Below are 17,537 nucleotides of genomic sequence, written 5' to 3' on the forward strand. Positions count from 1 at the left end.
AATTATTATATGATTCTTATAATCCTGCGAAGCAGGATCATAAGAATCATTCTCATTGTTCCAAATTAAAAACAAGGTTTGCCACTTTGGTCAAAGGTTCTTTTAAGTTATAACTATATCAAATAAACAACTCCTATTTTTGCTTTTGGATTTTTCTTCAAAATATTTAACTCATCACTTTCATTAAATATCATTATCACATCTATATCGCCATTTAATATTTTCTTTTTTCCTTCCTCAATACTTTGCAATACTACAACATTGTCTAATTGCTTTGACTCCACTGTTTTTATCTCTTCTTTCGAAGATTCTTCCTCAATAATTGTTTCTTTACTTTTTAAAGAAGCATAAGCAGAACCAATTGTTATATTCCCTTTATTCAGATTATCAATTATTGATTCTGAAGCATTCGCTAAAATTCGAGAATATCGAACAACAGAACTCCTGCCTACGTTCGCAATGTTGGCAATTTCAGCATAAGTATCAACCTTCTCAATTTCTTTAGAAGTTCTCTCAGCAAGTATATTTTTTGAAAATTTTTTTCCTCCTTTAGATAAATTTTCTTTAGCGAGTTTTTCAATTGTTGGTTTAGAAATCCATGCCAATTTAATCCGCTCCACATTCGATAGGTTCCTTCTTCCAACTTGATGTTTTACCATCCACACCTTAATTTCATCTATGCTGTTAAAAGTTTCTTTTAATTCTTTTGTAGCTATTTTGGACTTTTTAAGAGACTTTAAAATCATTACTCTTGTATGTCCTTCAACTACTAATTTTTGACCATTAGAGGTCGTTATATAAAGGATTGGGTCATTCAATCCGTTTTTAATAATATCTTCTTTTAGGTTTTCAAATAAATTTTGGTCAGCAAATGGCAAATAAGATTTTAATTCCCATATGGTTACTAAATCATCTAATTCATCCATTATAAGATATTCATCACCAAACAAATTTATAGTTGGCATTGAATCGTCTTCAATAGATGGATTTGACCAGTATACTTTACCTTGTAATTCACTACCACCTTTTGAATGATAGCGATGTAATTTATTTATTGTTGGGTCATTTGGATTTGGATTGTTTCTTACTTTTCCCCACTGCTTAAAAAAGAAACTAACATTTTGTTCGGAACATTTTTCTTTAATCCTCAAAACCCATTCTTCTTTCATTGGTCTAACTTCATTGCTACCACTTTCACCGCCCACTATCACCCAATCAATTCCCTTAAGGTCAATTTCTTTAATTTCCTCTATAAAAGGCTCTATAGATAAGAATTTATGCTTAGCATCGCATTTAACCAAAGATTTGATACGCCTAGTTGCTATTTGATTACCAACTGAAACTCCCATCCAAATATTATCTGTCCAATTAAGTTCTTTAGAGTATTTTTCAAGAATATCATGTCTTTTGGTAAGGACTTGATAAGTATGTTGAGGCGTATCATTCATCACCTCAAACACTTTTTTTATAAAATCTAAACTAATATCCTTATGAAACAAGTCGCTCATAGAATTTACAAAAACTGTACTTGGTTCCTTCCAACTGTAAGGTTCTTGCAATGTATTAGAATGTTCAACAACAACATCAAACCCCTGTCTATATTTTTCTAAATTTGGATTATGCATCTTTCTAAAAGTTTCTTTTTCCGCATAACAGAAATCACATTCTTTAGATATTTTCGTACATCCTGTGGTCGGATTCCAAGTTCTATTAGTCCATTCTATGCTTGATGCCATGTCTTAAAATTCAATTCTGTTTATTTCTTTCATAGTTCTGTTTGTTATCGCTTTATATCACAGGAATAGCTTTATCCTTAATATCAACAAACTGACCTAACTTTTTCAAATAAATTTCGGTAGTACTAATATTGGTATGTCTGTTCGCTTTCATGATTTGGCTTAGTGTCCATCCGTCAATGTACTTTTTAATGTTCGATGTATGTTTGAAGGAATACAAATCGTATCCTTTTTCATTTAACCCTAGTTTTTTCAATGCTGAAATCAATTTATTGTAAGGTGTGTTTTCTCCTATTCGCTTCTCACCAACAATGTGCGTAGAAGAACCTGTAAGATAATAATCTTTTGGGTATTGCTCCAGATTTAGTTCTTTTAGAATTGGAGCAAAACTCGAATTTATATCCAAATAGTCATTCTCATTATTGATGGTGACCTTCTTAACAGATGCTGGTATTGTGATTCTGTTACTCTCAATATTAATGTTCTCTACTTTTAGTCCTCTAATCTCAGAAGGTCGCAAACAAGTATAATATATCATTCTACAGAAAAAGGCAGAATATTTATCATTTGCATCCAGATATTCAAATATTGTTTTTAAATCTGCATCAGAGAACGGGATATGTCTTTCCTCGGTCACCTTGTTACTTCTTATTTTTCCATCAAAACCATTCATTGGATTGGTTTGTATGAGGTCTAATTTGATGCACACATTGAAAAAAGTAGAAAAAATACGTTTGACACTTTTAACACTATCTTGCGAGTAAGTATTGTCAATTACTTTTGACCTGACAAAGCTTTCAAGATTCTTTGTCGTTATTTCAGATAATAATATGCTCGGAAGATACTTACTTAGAGCATTTAATTTACTCAAATAGGTCTGTATAGTTTTTTTTCTGGAATTGTGAATCTTGTGGTAGTCCTCAAATTGCTTTATAGCACTCTCCAATGTTATTGTTTCTTTACGCAAGTGTTCAGTCCACTGCAAAGGCTTTAAAGGATTGTAGCCATTCTTAAGGTCTTGCTTAATGCTCTCCAATAGAATTTCACCTGCAAGTTCTTTTTCAACAGGGTCATGAATTCTATTAAGGTTATCTTTTACCTTATATTGCTTGCCTTCGAAAGTATAGGATACATACCAAACATTTTTTGCTAGTTCCTTTAACTTGCTACTTCCTCTCGGAATTGATAATGGTGCTTTGCCTTTGTTTAATTTGGGTGTTGTATAATTGCTCATAATCCTATAACTTTACAATACAAAGATACGAATCGTTTTGTACAATTAGGACTGTTTTAGGACTAAATATTTCAATCCTATTGAAAAACCATTGATTTTAAAAGGATTAAAAACAATAATAGAGAATCCGGTATTCTCCACAAAATTTAAACCCGACAGGTTTTTAAAACCTGTCGGGTTTAGTATAAATATTTATTCCGAAGAAGGCTCGAAATGACAAAGTTTTATTTAGATTTTTAAATTTCTATCTATTTCTCATTTGCAGCATCATCTGCATCAACTCTCTTTTTCTCAGCTTTTTTAAAATCGTTGTTTAGCAATTTTTCCAATTTCTTTTTCTCTCGCTGATTTTTTCTGATTGTTAGCACAACAAGAATAATTACCAAGATTGCTACAATCGCTATTATATTCCAATTGACATCCATAATTTGAAATTTTAATTAAAGGTAAACAATCTAAATTATCTTTCATGTTATCAAACAGTTAAGCATTTTATTTTTTAATAAAACTTATTTTGATTCAATTATATTTTTTGAAAGACATTTCTTCATAAACTGTTTTCTATTTTTGTGTGAAACAAAATTCCGAACAGGTTATTTTTAATAGCTCATCAAACGTTTCAAAATGAATCAAAACTTAAAAAACAAAATATTCTCATTCATAAAAAAACCTCTTATAATTGCAGTTGCACTTTTTGTCTTTACTTTAATAGAGATCTATTGGGCAATGGGTAGTTTTTCTAACAAACCATCAAGTGGCTGTTTAGATTGTTCATTTTTTGACGATGCTTACTTGATGACTTTGTTTTCTACTGTTTTCTTATCCATAGTTTTTCTACCTTTTTCTTTAATTAAAAACAGCAATATAAAAGTTACACTTCAATTACTATTGTTAATCTTAATATGGTTTTTCTGGAATTATACCATTTTTGTAGATCGAGAATCTTCTTGGAGTACTTATCTCTTTAAGGAAGAAATAATGTATACTCTTAAATTTTCTTTCCTCCCTATTTTAACTTTATCTATTCTTACAATATTTACTTTAAACTACATCTTAAAAAAATTATGAGCCAAAGTAAAAAAATAATATTACGAGTCTATTTCAGTATATGTGCACTTTTTGTGCTGGACTGTGTTTTATATTATTTTCAAGAAATCAGTCTTCGTGGTTATTACAGCGACGTTGTTTTATCATGGCTTTGGCTACTTAGCAGTTTTGTAATTATTATTGTTTTTTGGAAAAAACTCTTGGCAAAACTTTTTTTGGCAGCAATACTAGTAACATTTGCATTGAGCATTATAGCCATGATGCTTCCTTTTTATACTTTATTACTTTCGAGCACATCTTTAGGTTTGTACCAAAATAAAGATCTCAACGAAAATTACAGAGCACAAATTCTGGGCTACGGCGTAATGGTTCAACCGTGGTTGGAAGTAATTGAGAAAAAAGGTTTGTTTGAAAAAAGAATCATCAAATGTACCGATTCTGAACTTATGAATGATAATTTGGATGTCAAAATCAGAACCGCAAAAGATATTCTTTTTAAAAATGAAACCGATAGCACGCTGACTTTGACTCTCTTTTATGGCGGACCAAACAAAACCATTATTTTCGATAAAAAGACAGGAAATATTACAGCGATAAAAAACAATTAATTTTATAATTACTAAAATTATCTATATGCGTTACTTAAAACTACTATTTCTCGCCTCTTTACTGATGTTTTCTTTTAAAGGCATTTGTCAAGATAAAATTTCACAACAAATACTCGACCGTTTAAAAGCACAGCAAGCTTGTTGGAATAATGGTGATCTCGAAGGTTACCTTGATTTTTATGCTCCCGTAGATTCGGTTCGTATGATTTACAGTGCTGGTGTGGTTTATGGAAAAAGCAATATTGCCGATTTCTTCAAAAAATATTGGCCAAAAGAAAGAATGGGAAAATTGACTATGACCGATTTTGTTGTGGAACCACTTTCGAAAAAAGATGATTTTGTAAGCGCAAAATTTAGCGTCGAAGCTCCAAATGGCAAAAATAGTTCTGGTAACTTTTCGGGAATTATGCGAAAGATAAATGGCGTTTGGTATTTGTATGTTGACCATTCGGGATAAAATAAATGAACATAAGGGAATACAGCTTATTTTTAAAAATTTGAATTTGTCTGAGTTTCAATTTAAAAACAAACAAAGTATTTTCGTATACGATAAAAATCAAATAGATCTACAAATATAAAATGGCAACAAAATCATTACTTATATCAACCACTTTTTTAATTCTATTATCTGCCTGCAACAAAAAAGAAAACACCTCAGCAGCTACACTTCCAGAAGTAGCAGAACACGCAGAAACTAAAACTGATACTCTTCAAACCGACGAAACTTCAAAAAAAGAAAGCATTTATCTATTTAACGTTATACCAAAAGATAGCAGTGATGTTGCTTTTGTTTCGCTTTCTGATATTTATCCTGTCGGCGACGAAAAAGATACGCTCGTTTTGCCCAACATAGAAAAAATAGGAAAATACGATGCGCAATATTTTACATTTGACAAAAACTACAGAAAAAGATTTTTGTCTAAAACCAATATTTCTGAAACTGATTCACTCTTTATTTATGATTATGCCAAAAACAAACTGGTTTCTTTTGCCGTAAAAAACCTGAAAACGGCCGCAATGTTAAATGGATATTCTTCAGAAGAAGATTGGCCGTATCATAATTATGATTTTATGATTGGTTTTGAAATCAGCAAAAAACATTTAAACGGTTTCAGCGAATATTACAGAGATGCTTTGGTATATGTTGGTAAAGAAAATCCGTTTTCTAAAGAGCGTTTGAAACCCATTTCGTGGAAAAAAATTGCAAAAAAAGATTATCCGTCAAAAGCATTGAAAAATGATGATCGCGCTTTATTAAAGAACACTGTAACAGGCAATACGTATTTTTACAAAACAGATAACTACGAGTATTTTTTACAAGACTACCTAGACAGCAATAAAATAATTTATGGCAGACGCCTTTTGGTTGTCGATTCTAAAACCAAAAATGTTATAATCGAAAAACTTTTCAGCCAAAGCGAAGGCACATCTCCTTCTCCACTAAATTATGAAAATGGAGAAGAATCTATTGATCAATGGACGGGAAAACTTTTTAAAAATAAACCCGAAGTTGTCTTTGGTTTTGAATATGTTTCTTTTGGCTGTCCTAGTATTTCGGTAATTGATAAATCAAATGAAGAAATTAGTATTCAGTGCGATAATCGTCATTAAGAGTTCCAAATTCTAACTACAAAAAACCTAATACATAAAATGGAAAAAATTAAAAACCGTATTGCCATATGCGAACTTGAATACGATGAAATTCAAGAATCGTCATTGGCTTCAGATGAAGAAATACAAGAACTGGCTTTTTATTTCAGGCAACCTTTGCCAAAAGAATTAATCACTTTCTATAAAACTATTGGAGGAATTGAATCTGACGAAACCTTCAGCATTTTTTCTCTAGGAAATCTGCTTAATCAAATTCAGGAAAGAACAAACCTAAAACATAATTCCACTGGAATTATCGATATGATTATTGCTTTTTGGGCTAATGACAGACCAGAATTCCAAGAATATAAATTTCTTACCGAAGAGCAGACTCAAAAAATAAACGAAGCTTTTTCGTGTATTGGTTGGATGATGTCTGAGGAAGATATTAACGAAAGTGGCGAATATGTTATTTTCGATAAAAACGGAAGCTTCGCAAACATTTACTGCCATCAGGACAAAATTAAATCTACGGTAAATCAATTATTAGAACTTTTAGAATCTGGTCTTCCAGGAAGATCTCTAGAAAATGTTCTGGAAGAGTTGTTTGAACGCGCCGAAGGAAATTTAAGCCGTTGGGATTAAGATCAATCTTCTAAATCTTAAATTTTCGAAGAAAAAAACTTTCAATTCTTTATAACGAAAAGCCATTTCTGAAAAAAACAGAAGTGGCTTTTTTTCTGAATTATATTGTGACTTATTATGTCATAAATAAAACTTTTGGAGTCCAAATTCTGTATTTGCGTATACAATATTTGCATTTCAAATCATCAGCATTTGACACAAATCTTTCTGCTTAAAATTCATCAATGCAATTATAAAAGAGAAAAATATGCCACAATCGTTATACGAAGTATATGTGCATCTAGTGTTTAGCACAAAAAAGCGTTATCCGTTTATTGACGACAATTTAAAAGAGAAATTATGGGCTTATCTTGGAGGAATTTGCAAAGGTTTAGAATGCAATCCCATTCAAGTAGGAGGATATAATGACCATGTTCATATTCTATGTCTCTTATCTAAAAAGATTACGCAAATGAAGCTGGTTGAAGAAGTAAAAAAACGATCATCAAAATGGGTAAAAACGGTAGATCCGCGTTACTCTAACTTTTATTGGCAGGATGGTTATGGCATTTTTTCTGTTAATCCTTCACAATTAGATATCGTTATAAAGTACATTAAAAACCAAGAAGAACATCATAGAAAAAAGACATTCAAAAAAGAACTTCTAGCCTTTCTAAACAAATATAATGTTGAATATGACGAACGCTATCTTTGGGATTAGGCTTTCGCCCTTTCAGGGCTGGATTAACTGAATTCATTCGCATTCATATTCATATTCATAACGCGTTGCGTTATGCTAGTGGTTGCGCTCTTTCAGAGCTATCTTTAGCTCTAGGCTGAAAGCCTAAAAGCATCAAGATAGTGCAACGCACTAGTTAAGCAAAAAACCCATCCTTATCGATCCATAAAAATATCCCGAATTCGTATCAATTCCAGGATCATTCAATTCTCTTCCGCGATAGAGGAAAGAATAAGATATGTTGAAGTTGTTGTGTCGATATTTTAAACCAGCTTCGGCGTTGAAGCGAAGAGGTTCCAAATCGAAAGTTACTGGGCTTGTATCGTTAAACATGCTTCCCTCAATTGTAGCATCGTAAAACTGGTAATTGACACTTGGCGCCGCGTAGAAATAAAACTCTCTAACATTTAGCTGTTCATTTGCACTTACAGAAGCATTATACATGTTAGAATCGTAAATTGGAAGCAGTTTTTTAAATCCAAATCTCGCCATAAATCCTGTAGAAACTCCAGAAAAAATAGTTCCCAGATTTCCTTCTGACTGCCAATGAAAATCTACAAAATCATTGTGTTTTGATGGAAACATTTTTTTTGAATAAATGGCATGCGCCTGCAAACCTAAAGCATTATGAATCTGGTTTTCCCAGCCATATACTTTTTTGTAGCCGATCAATTTATGAAAACCCTCTTGCAATTCCTCTCCAAATGCATTTGGCCCAAGAAAGCCAATTTGAAAATCAGTCTTTAAAACCGATTCGCTCTGATAAAAAAAGCTTTTTCCTGCTTCTGCAAAAAGATAACCCGCAAAAGGCCGATCATTTATCGTAACCGCTTCTTTATTTAAAAACCTAGGATTATACAGATATTGCCCAATTCTAAATTCGGTAATTTGTTTATTAATTTTCTCGTTGTTGCTTTTGGATAAAAATCTATAAAAAAATTCCAGACCATTGGTGTAGTACATATCGTATTTAGACGAGGTATATAAATCATTATCTGATATAAAACCAATTTCTGTTGTTTTTCCTTGCCCAAAAGTTAACGTTACAGTCAAAATCAGAAAAGCAAAAAAAAGTTTTTTACTTTTTCTTTTCTTCTTTTCCATTATAGTTGATTTTTCCAACGTAACGCATCTCGCGTACAATTCGTTCTTTTCTTCTGTTAATATAACTTGATGAGCCTGTAGCTTTAAATTTTCTAGGATTTGGCAGAATAGCTGCAATTCCCGCAGCCTGCATCGGCGTTAAACTCGAAGCATCCCTACGATACCAATGTTCTGTTGCTGCATAAGCACCGTAAACTCCGTCGCCCATTTCAATACTGTTCAAATATACTTCCATGATTCGTTCTTTGCCCCAAATCAATTCTATTAAAATAGTAAAATAAGCCTCTAGACCTTTACGGAAATAACTTTTTCCCTGCCATAAGAAAACATTTTTGGCAGTCTGCTGCGAAATGGTGCTTCCTCCACGAATTCGGCGCCCGCGTTCGTTACTTTTATATGCTTTTTGCAATGCTTTAAAATCAAAACCATTATGCGTAAGGAAAGTTCCGTCTTCACTTGCAATTACAGCTTTTTGCAAATTCATTGAGATTTTATCAATCGGTTCCCAATCGTGGTCAAAATAAACTTCTTTCCCAGCCATTTTATTTTCGATGGCACGAATAAGCATTAATGGCGTAAATGGCACTGGAACATATTTAAAAAATATAACCGAACCAATTGAAATTCCGAAAAACCATAAAGCCGCTTTTATAAAAAACCATTTTACTTTTTCGCCAAAAGAACGATTCGATTTTTTGGAAGACGTTTTGGGTTTTGGTTTATTTGTAGTTGTTTTTGGTGCTGGTTTTTTGGTTGCTGCCATTGTATTATATTAAATCTGCTAATTCTGTTCCTATTAAACTTCCTATCGCCACACCCATTCCACCTAAACGCACTCCGCAGAACACATTTTCAGACAGCTGGGTTACGACAGGATTCTTACTATTTCCGACTCCCATAATGCCACTCCAACGGTGAGCAATCTGAAAATCCTGATTTGGTAAAATTACATTTTTCAGCAAATCTTCCAATCTATTTTGAATAATTTTCGTCTGTCCAAATTCAGTTGTTGTTTCCCCTTCAAAATCAAGATTTCGTCCGCCGCCTAATAAAATTCGGTCATTAATATTTCTGAAATAATAATAACCTCTGTCTAAATGGAACGTTCCTTTAATATCTAAATTATGAATCGGCTCTGTAATAAGCACTTGCGCTCTTGCAGGTTTTACAGCTCCTTTTGTTAATTCGCTCGAAAAACCGTTAGTTGCAAAAAGCAATTTTTTAGTTTTAAAACTAAAATCATTTACTGCAACTTCGACATGATTTCCTGCTTCTGCATAAGAAATTACAGTTTGTTGATTTAGAATTAAAATATTTTCTGAAACAGCTTGCCTTAGCAACTCCTGCATCATATTTCCAGTATCAATCTGCGCTTCAAACGGATTAAAAATTAAATAATCCTGAATATTCTGAAATCCAAATCGGTCTACTTCTTTAGAAAAAACATCGGCTTTAAAAAGCGGTTTTAAAACTTCATTGATAAACGGAATTTTAGAAACACATTCATTAAACCCAAATTCATCTTCTTTTAAAAACAATTCATATCCGCCGTGAGGTTTAAAATCAATTGCTTGATCTCCCAATCTTTTTCGAAGCAATTGCAAACCTTTCCAGCGTTTTTCGATAAGCGCTACAACATCATCTTCAGAATGCGTTTTTAAATCATCCATAATTTCAGAAAGACTTCCGAAACAAGCAAAACCTGCATTTTTTGTACTGGCGCCTTGTGGCAGCATTCCGCGTTCTAGAACCAGAATTTTAGCCGCGGGAAATCTTTCGCGTAAGCGTAATGCAGTATGAAGACCTACAATTCCGCTGCCCACAATTGTGTAATCGACATTCGTAAACCAATTTTTAAGTTCCCAGTAGCTTAGTTCCATAACTTTATTAAATTCCAAATTTTAAAAATCCAAATTCCAATCTTGGGTTAAATTACATTTTTTTTACCATATAAGAAATGTAAGTTGATTTAAATACTTTGTCCGGCTGAGCGGAGTCGAAGCCTCTTGTTGCACCCTTCGACTCGCTCAGGGAAACATAAATTGCTTTTTTAATAATGTTTAAGAATAAAAATTCGTGAATTCGTGGCGAACAAAAATTTAATGGCAACGTTTTTGAAATTTTAACAATAATTGGGATTTGGAATTTAAAAGTTTGGGATTTTTAATTCGTATTTTTAGCGTCACAAAAAATAGAATAATTTGATTATGAAAAAAGTAGTATTAACAACCTTAATAATGATGAGTTTAAATGCTATCGGACAGAATGTAATGTCGCCAGAATTGTTATGGAAATTAGGAAGAGTAACGCCTCTTGGCATTTCTAAAGATGCAAAAAGTGTAGTTTTTAAAGTTTCGACGCCTTCTGTGGCCGATAACAAATCGACTTCTAAAATCTACACAATTCCTGTAAATGGAGGAACTGCAACTGAAATTAAAGACACAAAAGAAATTTTGGCTGATAAAAACATTTCGCCTGACGGAAAATTTGTGGTTTACAATGAAGAAGTAAAACTCGAAAGTGTTTTAGGCAAAGATTTTTATCCAAGTCTAACAAAATCTGATGCTCAAATTTATGATGGTTTAGATTACCGTCACTGGGATACTTGGAACGAAGGAAAATTTAATCACGTTTTTTATAAAGAAAACAAAGATGGCGCAAAAGGAACAGACATCATGAAAGGTGAAACTTTCGATTCTCCGCAAAAACCTTTTGGCGGTGACGAAGATTATATCTGGTCGCCTGACAGCAAAAGCATTTTGTACGTTTGCAAGAAAAAAGCAGGAACTGCTTATGCAATTTCTACAAACACAGATATTTATGAGTACAATTTAAAAACCCAAAAAACAACAAATAAAACCGAAGGCAATTTAGGTTATGATACTGCACCACAATTTTCTCCAACTGGAAATTTATCTTGGTTGCAAATGAAACGCGACGGTTACGAGTCTGATAAAAACGATATTATTGTTGAGTTTAAAGGAATCAAAACTAACTTAACAGCAAACTGGGACGGAACTGTAGATAATTTCATTTGGAGCAAAGACGGAAAAACAGTATTTTTTGTGGCGCCAATTGACGGAACAAAACAACTTTTTTCAGTTAATTTTCCAGGTTTAACTAAAATCGCAATCAACGTTCGTCAATTGACAAATGGAGATTTTGACGTGAATGATTTAATTGGTTTTTCTGGAGACGATATTATCGTTACAAGAACAGATATGAATCATGCTGGTGAAATTTTTTCTTTCAATTTGAAAAAAAATACTTGGAAACAATTATCAAACATCAATACTGAAACATATAAAACTTTAGCTTTAAGCAAAACCGAAAGACGTTATGTTACTACAACTGACGGTAAAAAAATGCTGGTTTGGGTAATCTTACCTCCAAACTTTGATGCTTCTAAAAAGTATCCAACTTTATTATTCTGCCAAGGAGGACCACAAAGTGCATTGACACAATCGTATTCTTTCCGTTGGAATTTCTCTTTAATGGCTGCAAAAGGTTATGTGGTTGTAGCCCCAAACCGTCGTGGAATGCCTGGACATGGTGTCGAATGGAACGAGCAAATCAGCAAAGATTGGGGCGGACAAGTTATGGACGATTATCTTTCTGCAATTGATGATGTGGCAAAAGAAAGCTATGTTGACAAAAGCCGTTTAGGTTGTGTTGGTGCTAGTTACGGAGGATATTCTGTATTTTATTTAGCTGGAATCCACAAAAACCGTTTCAAAACTTTTATCGCTCACGATGGAGTTTTCAATACCGTTTCAATGTTAGGAACTACTGAAGAAGTTTTCTTTAACAACTGGGATTTTGGCGGACCTTATTGGGAAAAAGATAATGCTGTAGCGCAAAAAGCATATACGACTTTTAATCCTGCAACTTTGGTTCAAAACTGGAACAAGCCGATTTTGATTTTCCAAGGAGGAAAAGATTTCCGTGTGCCAATCGGACAAGGACAAGAAGCTTTTCAAGCTGCTCAATTAAGAGGAATCAAAAGTAGATTTGTGTATTTCCCAGACGAAAATCACTGGGTTTTAAAACCACAAAATGCTCAGGTTTGGCAAGGTGAGTTTTTCAAATGGTTAGACGAAACTTTATAACACCTAAAAACCATATTTTACAGCCGTAGATTTACATAATCTACGGCTGTTTTTATTTTGAGACCTTACAATTATATAACATATTCGGTAGAATTACTCTTCATAAAACAGATTTTTTTAGATAAATTGCAATGTTTTAATAATGCCTAATTCCCAAATCTTTCAGCAAAATATGGAGTCCAAAAGAAGTTACACTGCAATCAAAGTTTTATTCAGCTATGTTGCATTATTGGCTTTGGTCGTTACAGTTGGATGGTTTCTATATTCTGAAAATGTTGTTTATAACAAACTTGAAGATAAGATTGCTTTAGAAAAAACCAAAATCCTTAGAGTCAGCAGATTGTATTCTAATGTTTATAAAACAGAGAGTTTAGCCAGACAAACGATTCAGAATAATTCTGAAAAAGATTTTAAAAGTTATTTAATCGAAACCGATTCGCTTCGCAAGCGTATAGACACTTTAAAACAGATTGTTACTACAGAATACCAAAAAACACTTTTGGATAGTGTTACGTATTTCTTGGCCGAAAAAACAGAAAACATCAAACAGTTAAGAGAAATCAAGAATAAAGCTGATGATGAAACTTCTGTAAATAATGCGATTGACGAAATCACTAAAATGGAGTTCAATCTTAGAAAATTGGAACTTCAGGATTTTACTAAAAACCCGAATCAATTAGGAAGTTACCAGCGAAGTGTTCTGCAGCGTTATGTCGATTATTTAAATTCGAACATTCCTGATGACAGCACCAATACGCTGAGCAAAAAAGCTTCAGACTCTATTTTGGCCAATTCTAAAAAGCTTTTGAGTTCTGTAAAAATAAAAGCTGAAAAGAAGAAAGAATCTTTGAATTTTGAAGAAAATAAATTGCTTCAAAACGAAATAGCGATTTCCGATCAGCTTAGAAAAATACTTCGAATTATTGAAAGAGAAATTATCATCAATTCGATAAAAAACAATTCATTAAAAGAAAAATCATTAAAAAGAGTCAACGAAATTGTAACGGCTTCGGCTGTTATCGGTTTATTATTGACTGTCTTTTTTTCCATTCTAATTGTAAGCGATTATTCAAAATCTCAATTGTATAAGAAACAGCTTGAAATTGCGAATTTCAAAACCAAAAATCTGCTGAAAAGCCGCGAGCAATTGATCTCGACGGTGAGTCACGATTTAAAAACTCCTTTGAGCACCATTGTCGGTTATTCTGAACTTTTGGGCAATTCAGATGTCAATACCAAACAATCCTATTTCATTAAAAACATTAAAAATTCATCTGAGTACATCACTCAACTTGTTCAGGATTTATTGGATTTTTCTCAGATCGAAGCAGGGAAAATTTCTATAGAAAAAGTTCCGTTTTCACTACCTGAAATTATTGAGGATGTTGCCCGAAACATTCAGACGGTTTACAAGCAAAAAGACATTGATCTTATTATCAATGTAGACGAAAAGTTTCAGCAGCGTATTGTTGGCGATCCATTTCGCTTAAAGCAAATTCTGACCAACATTATCGGAAATGCTTATAAATTTACCGAACAAGGCCATATTCGAATTGCCGCTTACGCGAATGACGACCAGTTTTTTACTATTTCGATTCAAGATACTGGAATTGGAATTGAAAAAGCCAATCAGAAACTGGTTTTTGAAGAATTTGCACAAGCCAATGAAGGCATTGAAAAGAAATATGGCGGAACTGGCTTGGGATTATCAATCTGCCAAAAGATTATTTCTATTTTGGGAGGAAGTTTGAGCTTAGACAGTATTTTTGGAAAAGGAAGCACATTTACTATTCACTTGCCTTTAATATTTGATAGCAGTCAAAATACTCCAATTGCAGAAGTGAAACCTAGAACAATAAAAAGCAGTAAAAAGCAGACTTTTATTGTTGTAGACGACGATATTAATCTTCTAAATTTAACCAGCGGTGTTTTAAAACAAGAACAGCACCAGGTATTTTCATTTACTAATCCTGCAAAAGCTTTAGAAACTATTCAAAACACACGTTTCGATTTTGTCATTACCGATATTCAAATGCCAGAAATTGACGGTTTTATGTTCTTAGAAAAACTTCGTGAACTTCCTGAAACCATTTTTAAAAACCAGCCAGTAATTGCACTTACTGGACGCACAGATTTGGATCTTTCGGTATATAAAAATGCTGGTTTTACAACAGTTGTAAAGAAACCTTATTCGCCAAAAATTTTATTAGAAACTATTCAGCATATTTTAGATCATGAAGAAGTGCCGTTAGTTGAATCGACAGAAAATGAAAATCAAAATGCTTCTCAAATGTATTCTCTAGAAACGTTGAAGGATTTTCTAGGTCACGACGAATCGGCTTTGAAAGAAGTTTTAAAATCTTTTATAGAAACTACTGTTGAAAATACTGAACTTTTAAAAACTGCTGTTGAAGAGAAAAATCACGAAGAAATAAAATCTATTGCGCATCGTATTGCACCAATGTTTAAACAAATTCAAGCCAATAAAATTGGTGATCTCTTAAAAGATCTGGAAAAAGAAGATTTAAACACAATTGATGTGAATGCTACTTATACAGATTTAAATGAAAAAATAAGAGCTCTGTTTGAAGAATTAAAACACGAGATTTAAAACCAACTCTTTCAAAAGTAATTTTTACTCAATATTATATTGCTTCAATTTATTATAAAGTGTTTTTCTGGTAATTTTCAGCAATTTTGCCGCTTCAGATTTATTATTTTGCGCTTTTGACAAGGCATGAATAATAGTCTCTTTTTCGTTTTCAGACAATGAGAAAACTTCATTTGCGCTAGGCTGCTGTTTTTGAATCTGAAAAAATTCTGCCGGAAGGACATCGCTTTCTATAAAATCTCCTCGAGTCAAAAGAGTAGCACGTTTTACGCAATTTTGCAATTCTCGTAAATTTCCTGGCCAGTTGTAATTCTGAAAAATCGAAACTACTTCTGGAGAAAATCCGATCACGTCTTTATCTAACTGTTGATTGGCTTTTTCTAGGAAATAATCGGCAAAAACCATTAAATCTTCTCCACGATCTTTTAAAGATGGCGACTGAATAGAAAACTCATTGATTCTATGGTATAAATCTTCTCTAAAATCGCCGTTTTTTACTGCCTCGCGCAAATCTTCATTAGTAGCTGTAATAATACGTATATCGACGTTTATTTCTTTATTGCTCCCCACAGGCTTAATTTTTCTTTCCTGAAGTGCTCTTAATAATTGAATTTGGTTTTCGTACGAAAGATTTCCGATTTCATCTAAAAATAAAGTTCCGCCATTAGCTGCTTCAAAATATCCTTTTTTGTCGTTTATCGCTCCCGTAAAAGAACCTTTTAAGTGCCCGAAAAATTCGCTCGCCGCCAATTCTTTCGGAATCGCTCCGCAATCTACTGCAATAAAATTATTGTCTTTTCGTCTGCTCTGCTGGTGAATGCTTTTAGCAATGATTTCTTTTCCTGTTCCGCTTTCGCCAATAATCAAAACAGACATATCGGTTGGACTAACCAATTGAATATGATCTAGCAGTTTTTTTGAAGCAACAGAAATTCCTCTAACAAATTCATTTTCTGTTGAAACTGGCTTTTTAGATGCTTTCTTCTTCTTTTCTGGAATCTCAGATTGTTCTTCCTCCGCTTTTGGAGCCTGCAATGCATTGGTAATAACCAAAAGAACTTCATCTGGATTAAAGGGTTTAGAAATATAATCTGCAGCTCCGTTTTTGATGGCTTTTACTGCAGTATTTACATCAGAATAGCCTGTCATTAAAATAACAGGAATATGAGGATGTGAATTTTTAAATTCAGACATCAATCTAATACCATCAGAATCAGGCAAACGAAGGTCTGTCAAAATCAAATCAAATGATTCATTTTTAACTGCTTCACGTGCTTCTGAGGCAGAGAACGCTATCGTTACATCGTACGCTTTTTTGATTAGAAATTTTTCTAATAATTTACAAAACGCAATATCATCTTCTATTACTAATATCTTCGGCATCTGCTTTTAGGGTCTTTTTGCTAAAATAATATTATTAAACTTGTTATTTCATAAAATTATGTAAAATATGTAAAAAAAAAAGAGATTGCACGACGCAATCTCTTTTTCACCAAAAACATAAATCTAAATTCACCTAATTATATTTTCAACCAGTTACCATTGACATCTGAGTAAACAGTAGCCTTCTGGTCTCCAACTGATATTTCGAGTTTATACTCTTTTTTTTCATTTACAAAGGCTTTTTCCAGTTTTGCGCCTGGATAAGCGGTCTGCAAGGCTGTTTTTACAGCTGCAGGCACAGCATCTACTGTAACTTCTGTATATTCTGACTGAAGAGTTACAGTTGCTTTAGCGTTTTTAGAAACTGGCAACACATTTGCATGAATTGACATTGTTCCTAGAACAACTATTGCTGATAAGATTATTTTTTTCATGATGCTGATTTTTAATTATTTCTTGATAATATTACCAGAAGCATCTGTAAAAATGGTATACTTCTTTTCTCCACTTGAAATTTCAAGTTTATACTCGTTTTTATCGTTTTTATAAGCTTTTTCCAGCTTAGTGTTTGGAAACGATTTTTCAACTGTAGATTTCACTGCTGCTGGCACTTGGTCTGCAGCTACTTCTGTAAATGCATCTTGAAAAATTACTGATTGAGTAATTGAGATTGCTGGAAGAACTGCAGCATTTACTGAAAGACTTCCTAAAACAATCGCTGCTGATAAAACTAACTTTTTCATAATATTTGT

At 32.9% G+C, this 17,537-nt stretch carries 16 protein-coding genes; 7 read left to right on the plus strand and 9 right to left on the minus strand.

The features are described from left to right. Window positions 1-113 precede the first annotated feature (113 nt). From NU08_RS07815 to NU08_RS22290, 3 genes are all read right to left on the minus strand, one after another. Window positions 114-1,736 carry a DUF5131 family protein gene (locus NU08_RS07815; protein WP_129746585.1) on the minus strand — a complete coding sequence of 541 codons (1,623 nt, stop codon included), beginning with the start codon at window positions 1,734-1,736 and terminating at the stop codon, window positions 114-116. 52 nt (window positions 1,737-1,788) lie between these two features. Continuing rightward, window positions 1,789-2,970, minus strand: coding sequence for a tyrosine-type recombinase/integrase (locus NU08_RS07820; RefSeq protein ID WP_129746586.1), 1,182 nt, complete (start codon window positions 2,968-2,970; stop codon window positions 1,789-1,791). 248 nt (window positions 2,971-3,218) lie between these two features. Further along, entirely contained in the window at window positions 3,219-3,395 is a 177-nt protein-coding gene (locus tag NU08_RS22290; RefSeq protein WP_165352432.1) for a hypothetical protein, read from the minus strand. Between the two features lie 639 nt (window positions 3,396-4,034). Here NU08_RS22290 and NU08_RS07830 point away from each other — a divergent pair. The 5 genes from NU08_RS07830 (at window position 4,035) to tnpA (ending at window position 7,560) form a co-directional block, all read left to right on the plus strand. Then, complete coding sequence (locus NU08_RS07830) at window positions 4,035-4,625, plus strand: hypothetical protein (protein ID WP_129746588.1); 591 nt, start codon at window positions 4,035-4,037, stop codon at window positions 4,623-4,625. 25 nt (window positions 4,626-4,650) lie between these two features. Next, window positions 4,651-5,082 carry a YybH family protein gene (locus tag NU08_RS07835; protein WP_129746589.1) on the plus strand — a complete coding sequence of 144 codons (432 nt, stop codon included), beginning with the start codon at window positions 4,651-4,653 and terminating at the stop codon, window positions 5,080-5,082. Window positions 5,083-5,204: 122 nt separating this feature from the next. Then, window positions 5,205-6,236, plus strand: a complete 1,032-nt coding sequence (locus tag NU08_RS07840; RefSeq protein WP_129746590.1) for an oxidoreductase — start codon at window positions 5,205-5,207, stop codon at window positions 6,234-6,236. Window positions 6,237-6,275: 39 nt separating this feature from the next. Further along, the gene (locus tag NU08_RS07845; protein WP_129746591.1) at window positions 6,276-6,860 is read left to right on the plus strand and encodes an SMI1/KNR4 family protein; all 585 of its coding nucleotides are present in this window, start codon (window positions 6,276-6,278) and stop codon (window positions 6,858-6,860) included. A 247-nt stretch (window positions 6,861-7,107) separates the two neighbouring features. Continuing rightward, window positions 7,108-7,560 carry an IS200/IS605 family transposase gene (tnpA, locus tag NU08_RS07850; protein ID WP_129746592.1) on the plus strand — a complete coding sequence of 151 codons (453 nt, stop codon included), beginning with the start codon at window positions 7,108-7,110 and terminating at the stop codon, window positions 7,558-7,560. Window positions 7,561-7,710: 150 nt separating this feature from the next. On the opposite strand, the gene NU08_RS07855 is transcribed toward tnpA, so the two are convergent. The 3 genes from NU08_RS07855 to NU08_RS07865 are packed head-to-tail and all read right to left on the minus strand — an operon-like array spanning window position 7,711 to window position 10,562. Next, window positions 7,711-8,682 carry a lipid A deacylase LpxR family protein gene (locus tag NU08_RS07855; RefSeq protein ID WP_129746593.1) on the minus strand — a complete coding sequence of 324 codons (972 nt, stop codon included), beginning with the start codon at window positions 8,680-8,682 and terminating at the stop codon, window positions 7,711-7,713. Next, window positions 8,657-9,445: a monofunctional biosynthetic peptidoglycan transglycosylase gene (gene mtgA / locus NU08_RS07860; RefSeq protein ID WP_129746594.1), complete on the minus strand. Its 789-nt coding sequence runs from the start codon at window positions 9,443-9,445 to the stop codon at window positions 8,657-8,659. Before mtgA ends, NU08_RS07855 begins: the two co-directional genes overlap by 26 nt. Window positions 9,446-9,449: 4 nt before the next feature. Beyond that, window positions 9,450-10,562 carry an NAD(P)/FAD-dependent oxidoreductase gene (locus NU08_RS07865; protein WP_129746595.1) on the minus strand — a complete coding sequence of 371 codons (1,113 nt, stop codon included), beginning with the start codon at window positions 10,560-10,562 and terminating at the stop codon, window positions 9,450-9,452. A 327-nt stretch (window positions 10,563-10,889) separates the two neighbouring features. Here NU08_RS07865 and NU08_RS07870 point away from each other — a divergent pair, with 327 nt between their 5' ends. Both NU08_RS07870 and NU08_RS07875 read left to right on the plus strand, forming a co-directional pair. After that, entirely contained in the window at window positions 10,890-12,791 is a 1,902-nt protein-coding gene (locus NU08_RS07870; protein ID WP_129746596.1) for a S9 family peptidase, read from the plus strand. A 172-nt stretch (window positions 12,792-12,963) separates the two neighbouring features. Then, entirely contained in the window at window positions 12,964-15,402 is a 2,439-nt protein-coding gene (locus NU08_RS07875) for a hybrid sensor histidine kinase/response regulator (RefSeq protein ID WP_129746597.1), read from the plus strand. A gap of 24 nt (window positions 15,403-15,426) precedes the next feature. On the opposite strand, the gene NU08_RS07880 is transcribed toward NU08_RS07875, so the two are convergent. The 3 genes from NU08_RS07880 to NU08_RS07890 form a co-directional block, all read right to left on the minus strand. Further along, window positions 15,427-16,785: a sigma-54-dependent transcriptional regulator gene (locus NU08_RS07880; protein ID WP_129746598.1), complete on the minus strand. Its 1,359-nt coding sequence runs from the start codon at window positions 16,783-16,785 to the stop codon at window positions 15,427-15,429. A 137-nt stretch (window positions 16,786-16,922) separates the two neighbouring features. Next, window positions 16,923-17,219 (minus strand): hypothetical protein, encoded by a 297-nt coding sequence (locus NU08_RS07885; RefSeq protein WP_129746599.1) that lies wholly within the window; start codon window positions 17,217-17,219, stop codon window positions 16,923-16,925. A gap of 15 nt (window positions 17,220-17,234) precedes the next feature. Further along, entirely contained in the window at window positions 17,235-17,528 is a 294-nt protein-coding gene (locus NU08_RS07890; RefSeq protein WP_129746600.1) for a PepSY-like domain-containing protein, read from the minus strand. Between the last annotated feature and the right edge of the window lie 9 nt (window positions 17,529-17,537).

This window comes from Flavobacterium anhuiense (genome assembly GCF_004151235.1).
Lineage (GTDB): Bacteria > Bacteroidota > Bacteroidia > Flavobacteriales > Flavobacteriaceae > Flavobacterium > Flavobacterium anhuiense_A.

What these genes read in the sequence shown, in the direction of transcription:
- NU08_RS07885 (WP_129746599.1), bottom strand. Translation starts at nt 17,219, where the DNA reads ATGAAAAAAATAATCTTATCAGCAATAGTTGTTCTAGGAACAATGTCA.
- NU08_RS07815 (WP_129746585.1), bottom strand. Translation starts at nt 1,736, where the DNA reads ATGGCATCAAGCATAGAATGGACTAATAGAACTTGGAATCCGACCACA.
- NU08_RS07870 (WP_129746596.1), top strand. Translation starts at nt 10,890, where the DNA reads ATGAAAAAAGTAGTATTAACAACCTTAATAATGATGAGTTTAAATGCT.
- NU08_RS07865 (WP_129746595.1), bottom strand. Translation starts at nt 10,562, where the DNA reads ATGGAACTAAGCTACTGGGAACTTAAAAATTGGTTTACGAATGTCGAT.
- NU08_RS07830 (WP_129746588.1), top strand. Translation starts at nt 4,035, where the DNA reads ATGAGCCAAAGTAAAAAAATAATATTACGAGTCTATTTCAGTATATGT.
- NU08_RS07820 (WP_129746586.1), bottom strand. Translation starts at nt 2,970, where the DNA reads ATGAGCAATTATACAACACCCAAATTAAACAAAGGCAAAGCACCATTA.
- tnpA (WP_129746592.1), top strand. Translation starts at nt 7,108, where the DNA reads ATGCCACAATCGTTATACGAAGTATATGTGCATCTAGTGTTTAGCACA.
- NU08_RS07855 (WP_129746593.1), bottom strand. Translation starts at nt 8,682, where the DNA reads ATGGAAAAGAAGAAAAGAAAAAGTAAAAAACTTTTTTTTGCTTTTCTG.
- NU08_RS07840 (WP_129746590.1), top strand. Translation starts at nt 5,205, where the DNA reads ATGGCAACAAAATCATTACTTATATCAACCACTTTTTTAATTCTATTA.
- NU08_RS07845 (WP_129746591.1), top strand. Translation starts at nt 6,276, where the DNA reads ATGGAAAAAATTAAAAACCGTATTGCCATATGCGAACTTGAATACGAT.
- NU08_RS07835 (WP_129746589.1), top strand. Translation starts at nt 4,651, where the DNA reads ATGCGTTACTTAAAACTACTATTTCTCGCCTCTTTACTGATGTTTTCT.
- mtgA (WP_129746594.1), bottom strand. Translation starts at nt 9,445, where the DNA reads ATGGCAGCAACCAAAAAACCAGCACCAAAAACAACTACAAATAAACCA.
- NU08_RS22290 (WP_165352432.1), bottom strand. Translation starts at nt 3,395, where the DNA reads ATGGATGTCAATTGGAATATAATAGCGATTGTAGCAATCTTGGTAATT.
- NU08_RS07880 (WP_129746598.1), bottom strand. Translation starts at nt 16,785, where the DNA reads ATGCCGAAGATATTAGTAATAGAAGATGATATTGCGTTTTGTAAATTA.
- NU08_RS07875 (WP_129746597.1), top strand. Translation starts at nt 12,964, where the DNA reads ATGGAGTCCAAAAGAAGTTACACTGCAATCAAAGTTTTATTCAGCTAT.
- NU08_RS07890 (WP_129746600.1), bottom strand. Translation starts at nt 17,528, where the DNA reads ATGAAAAAGTTAGTTTTATCAGCAGCGATTGTTTTAGGAAGTCTTTCA.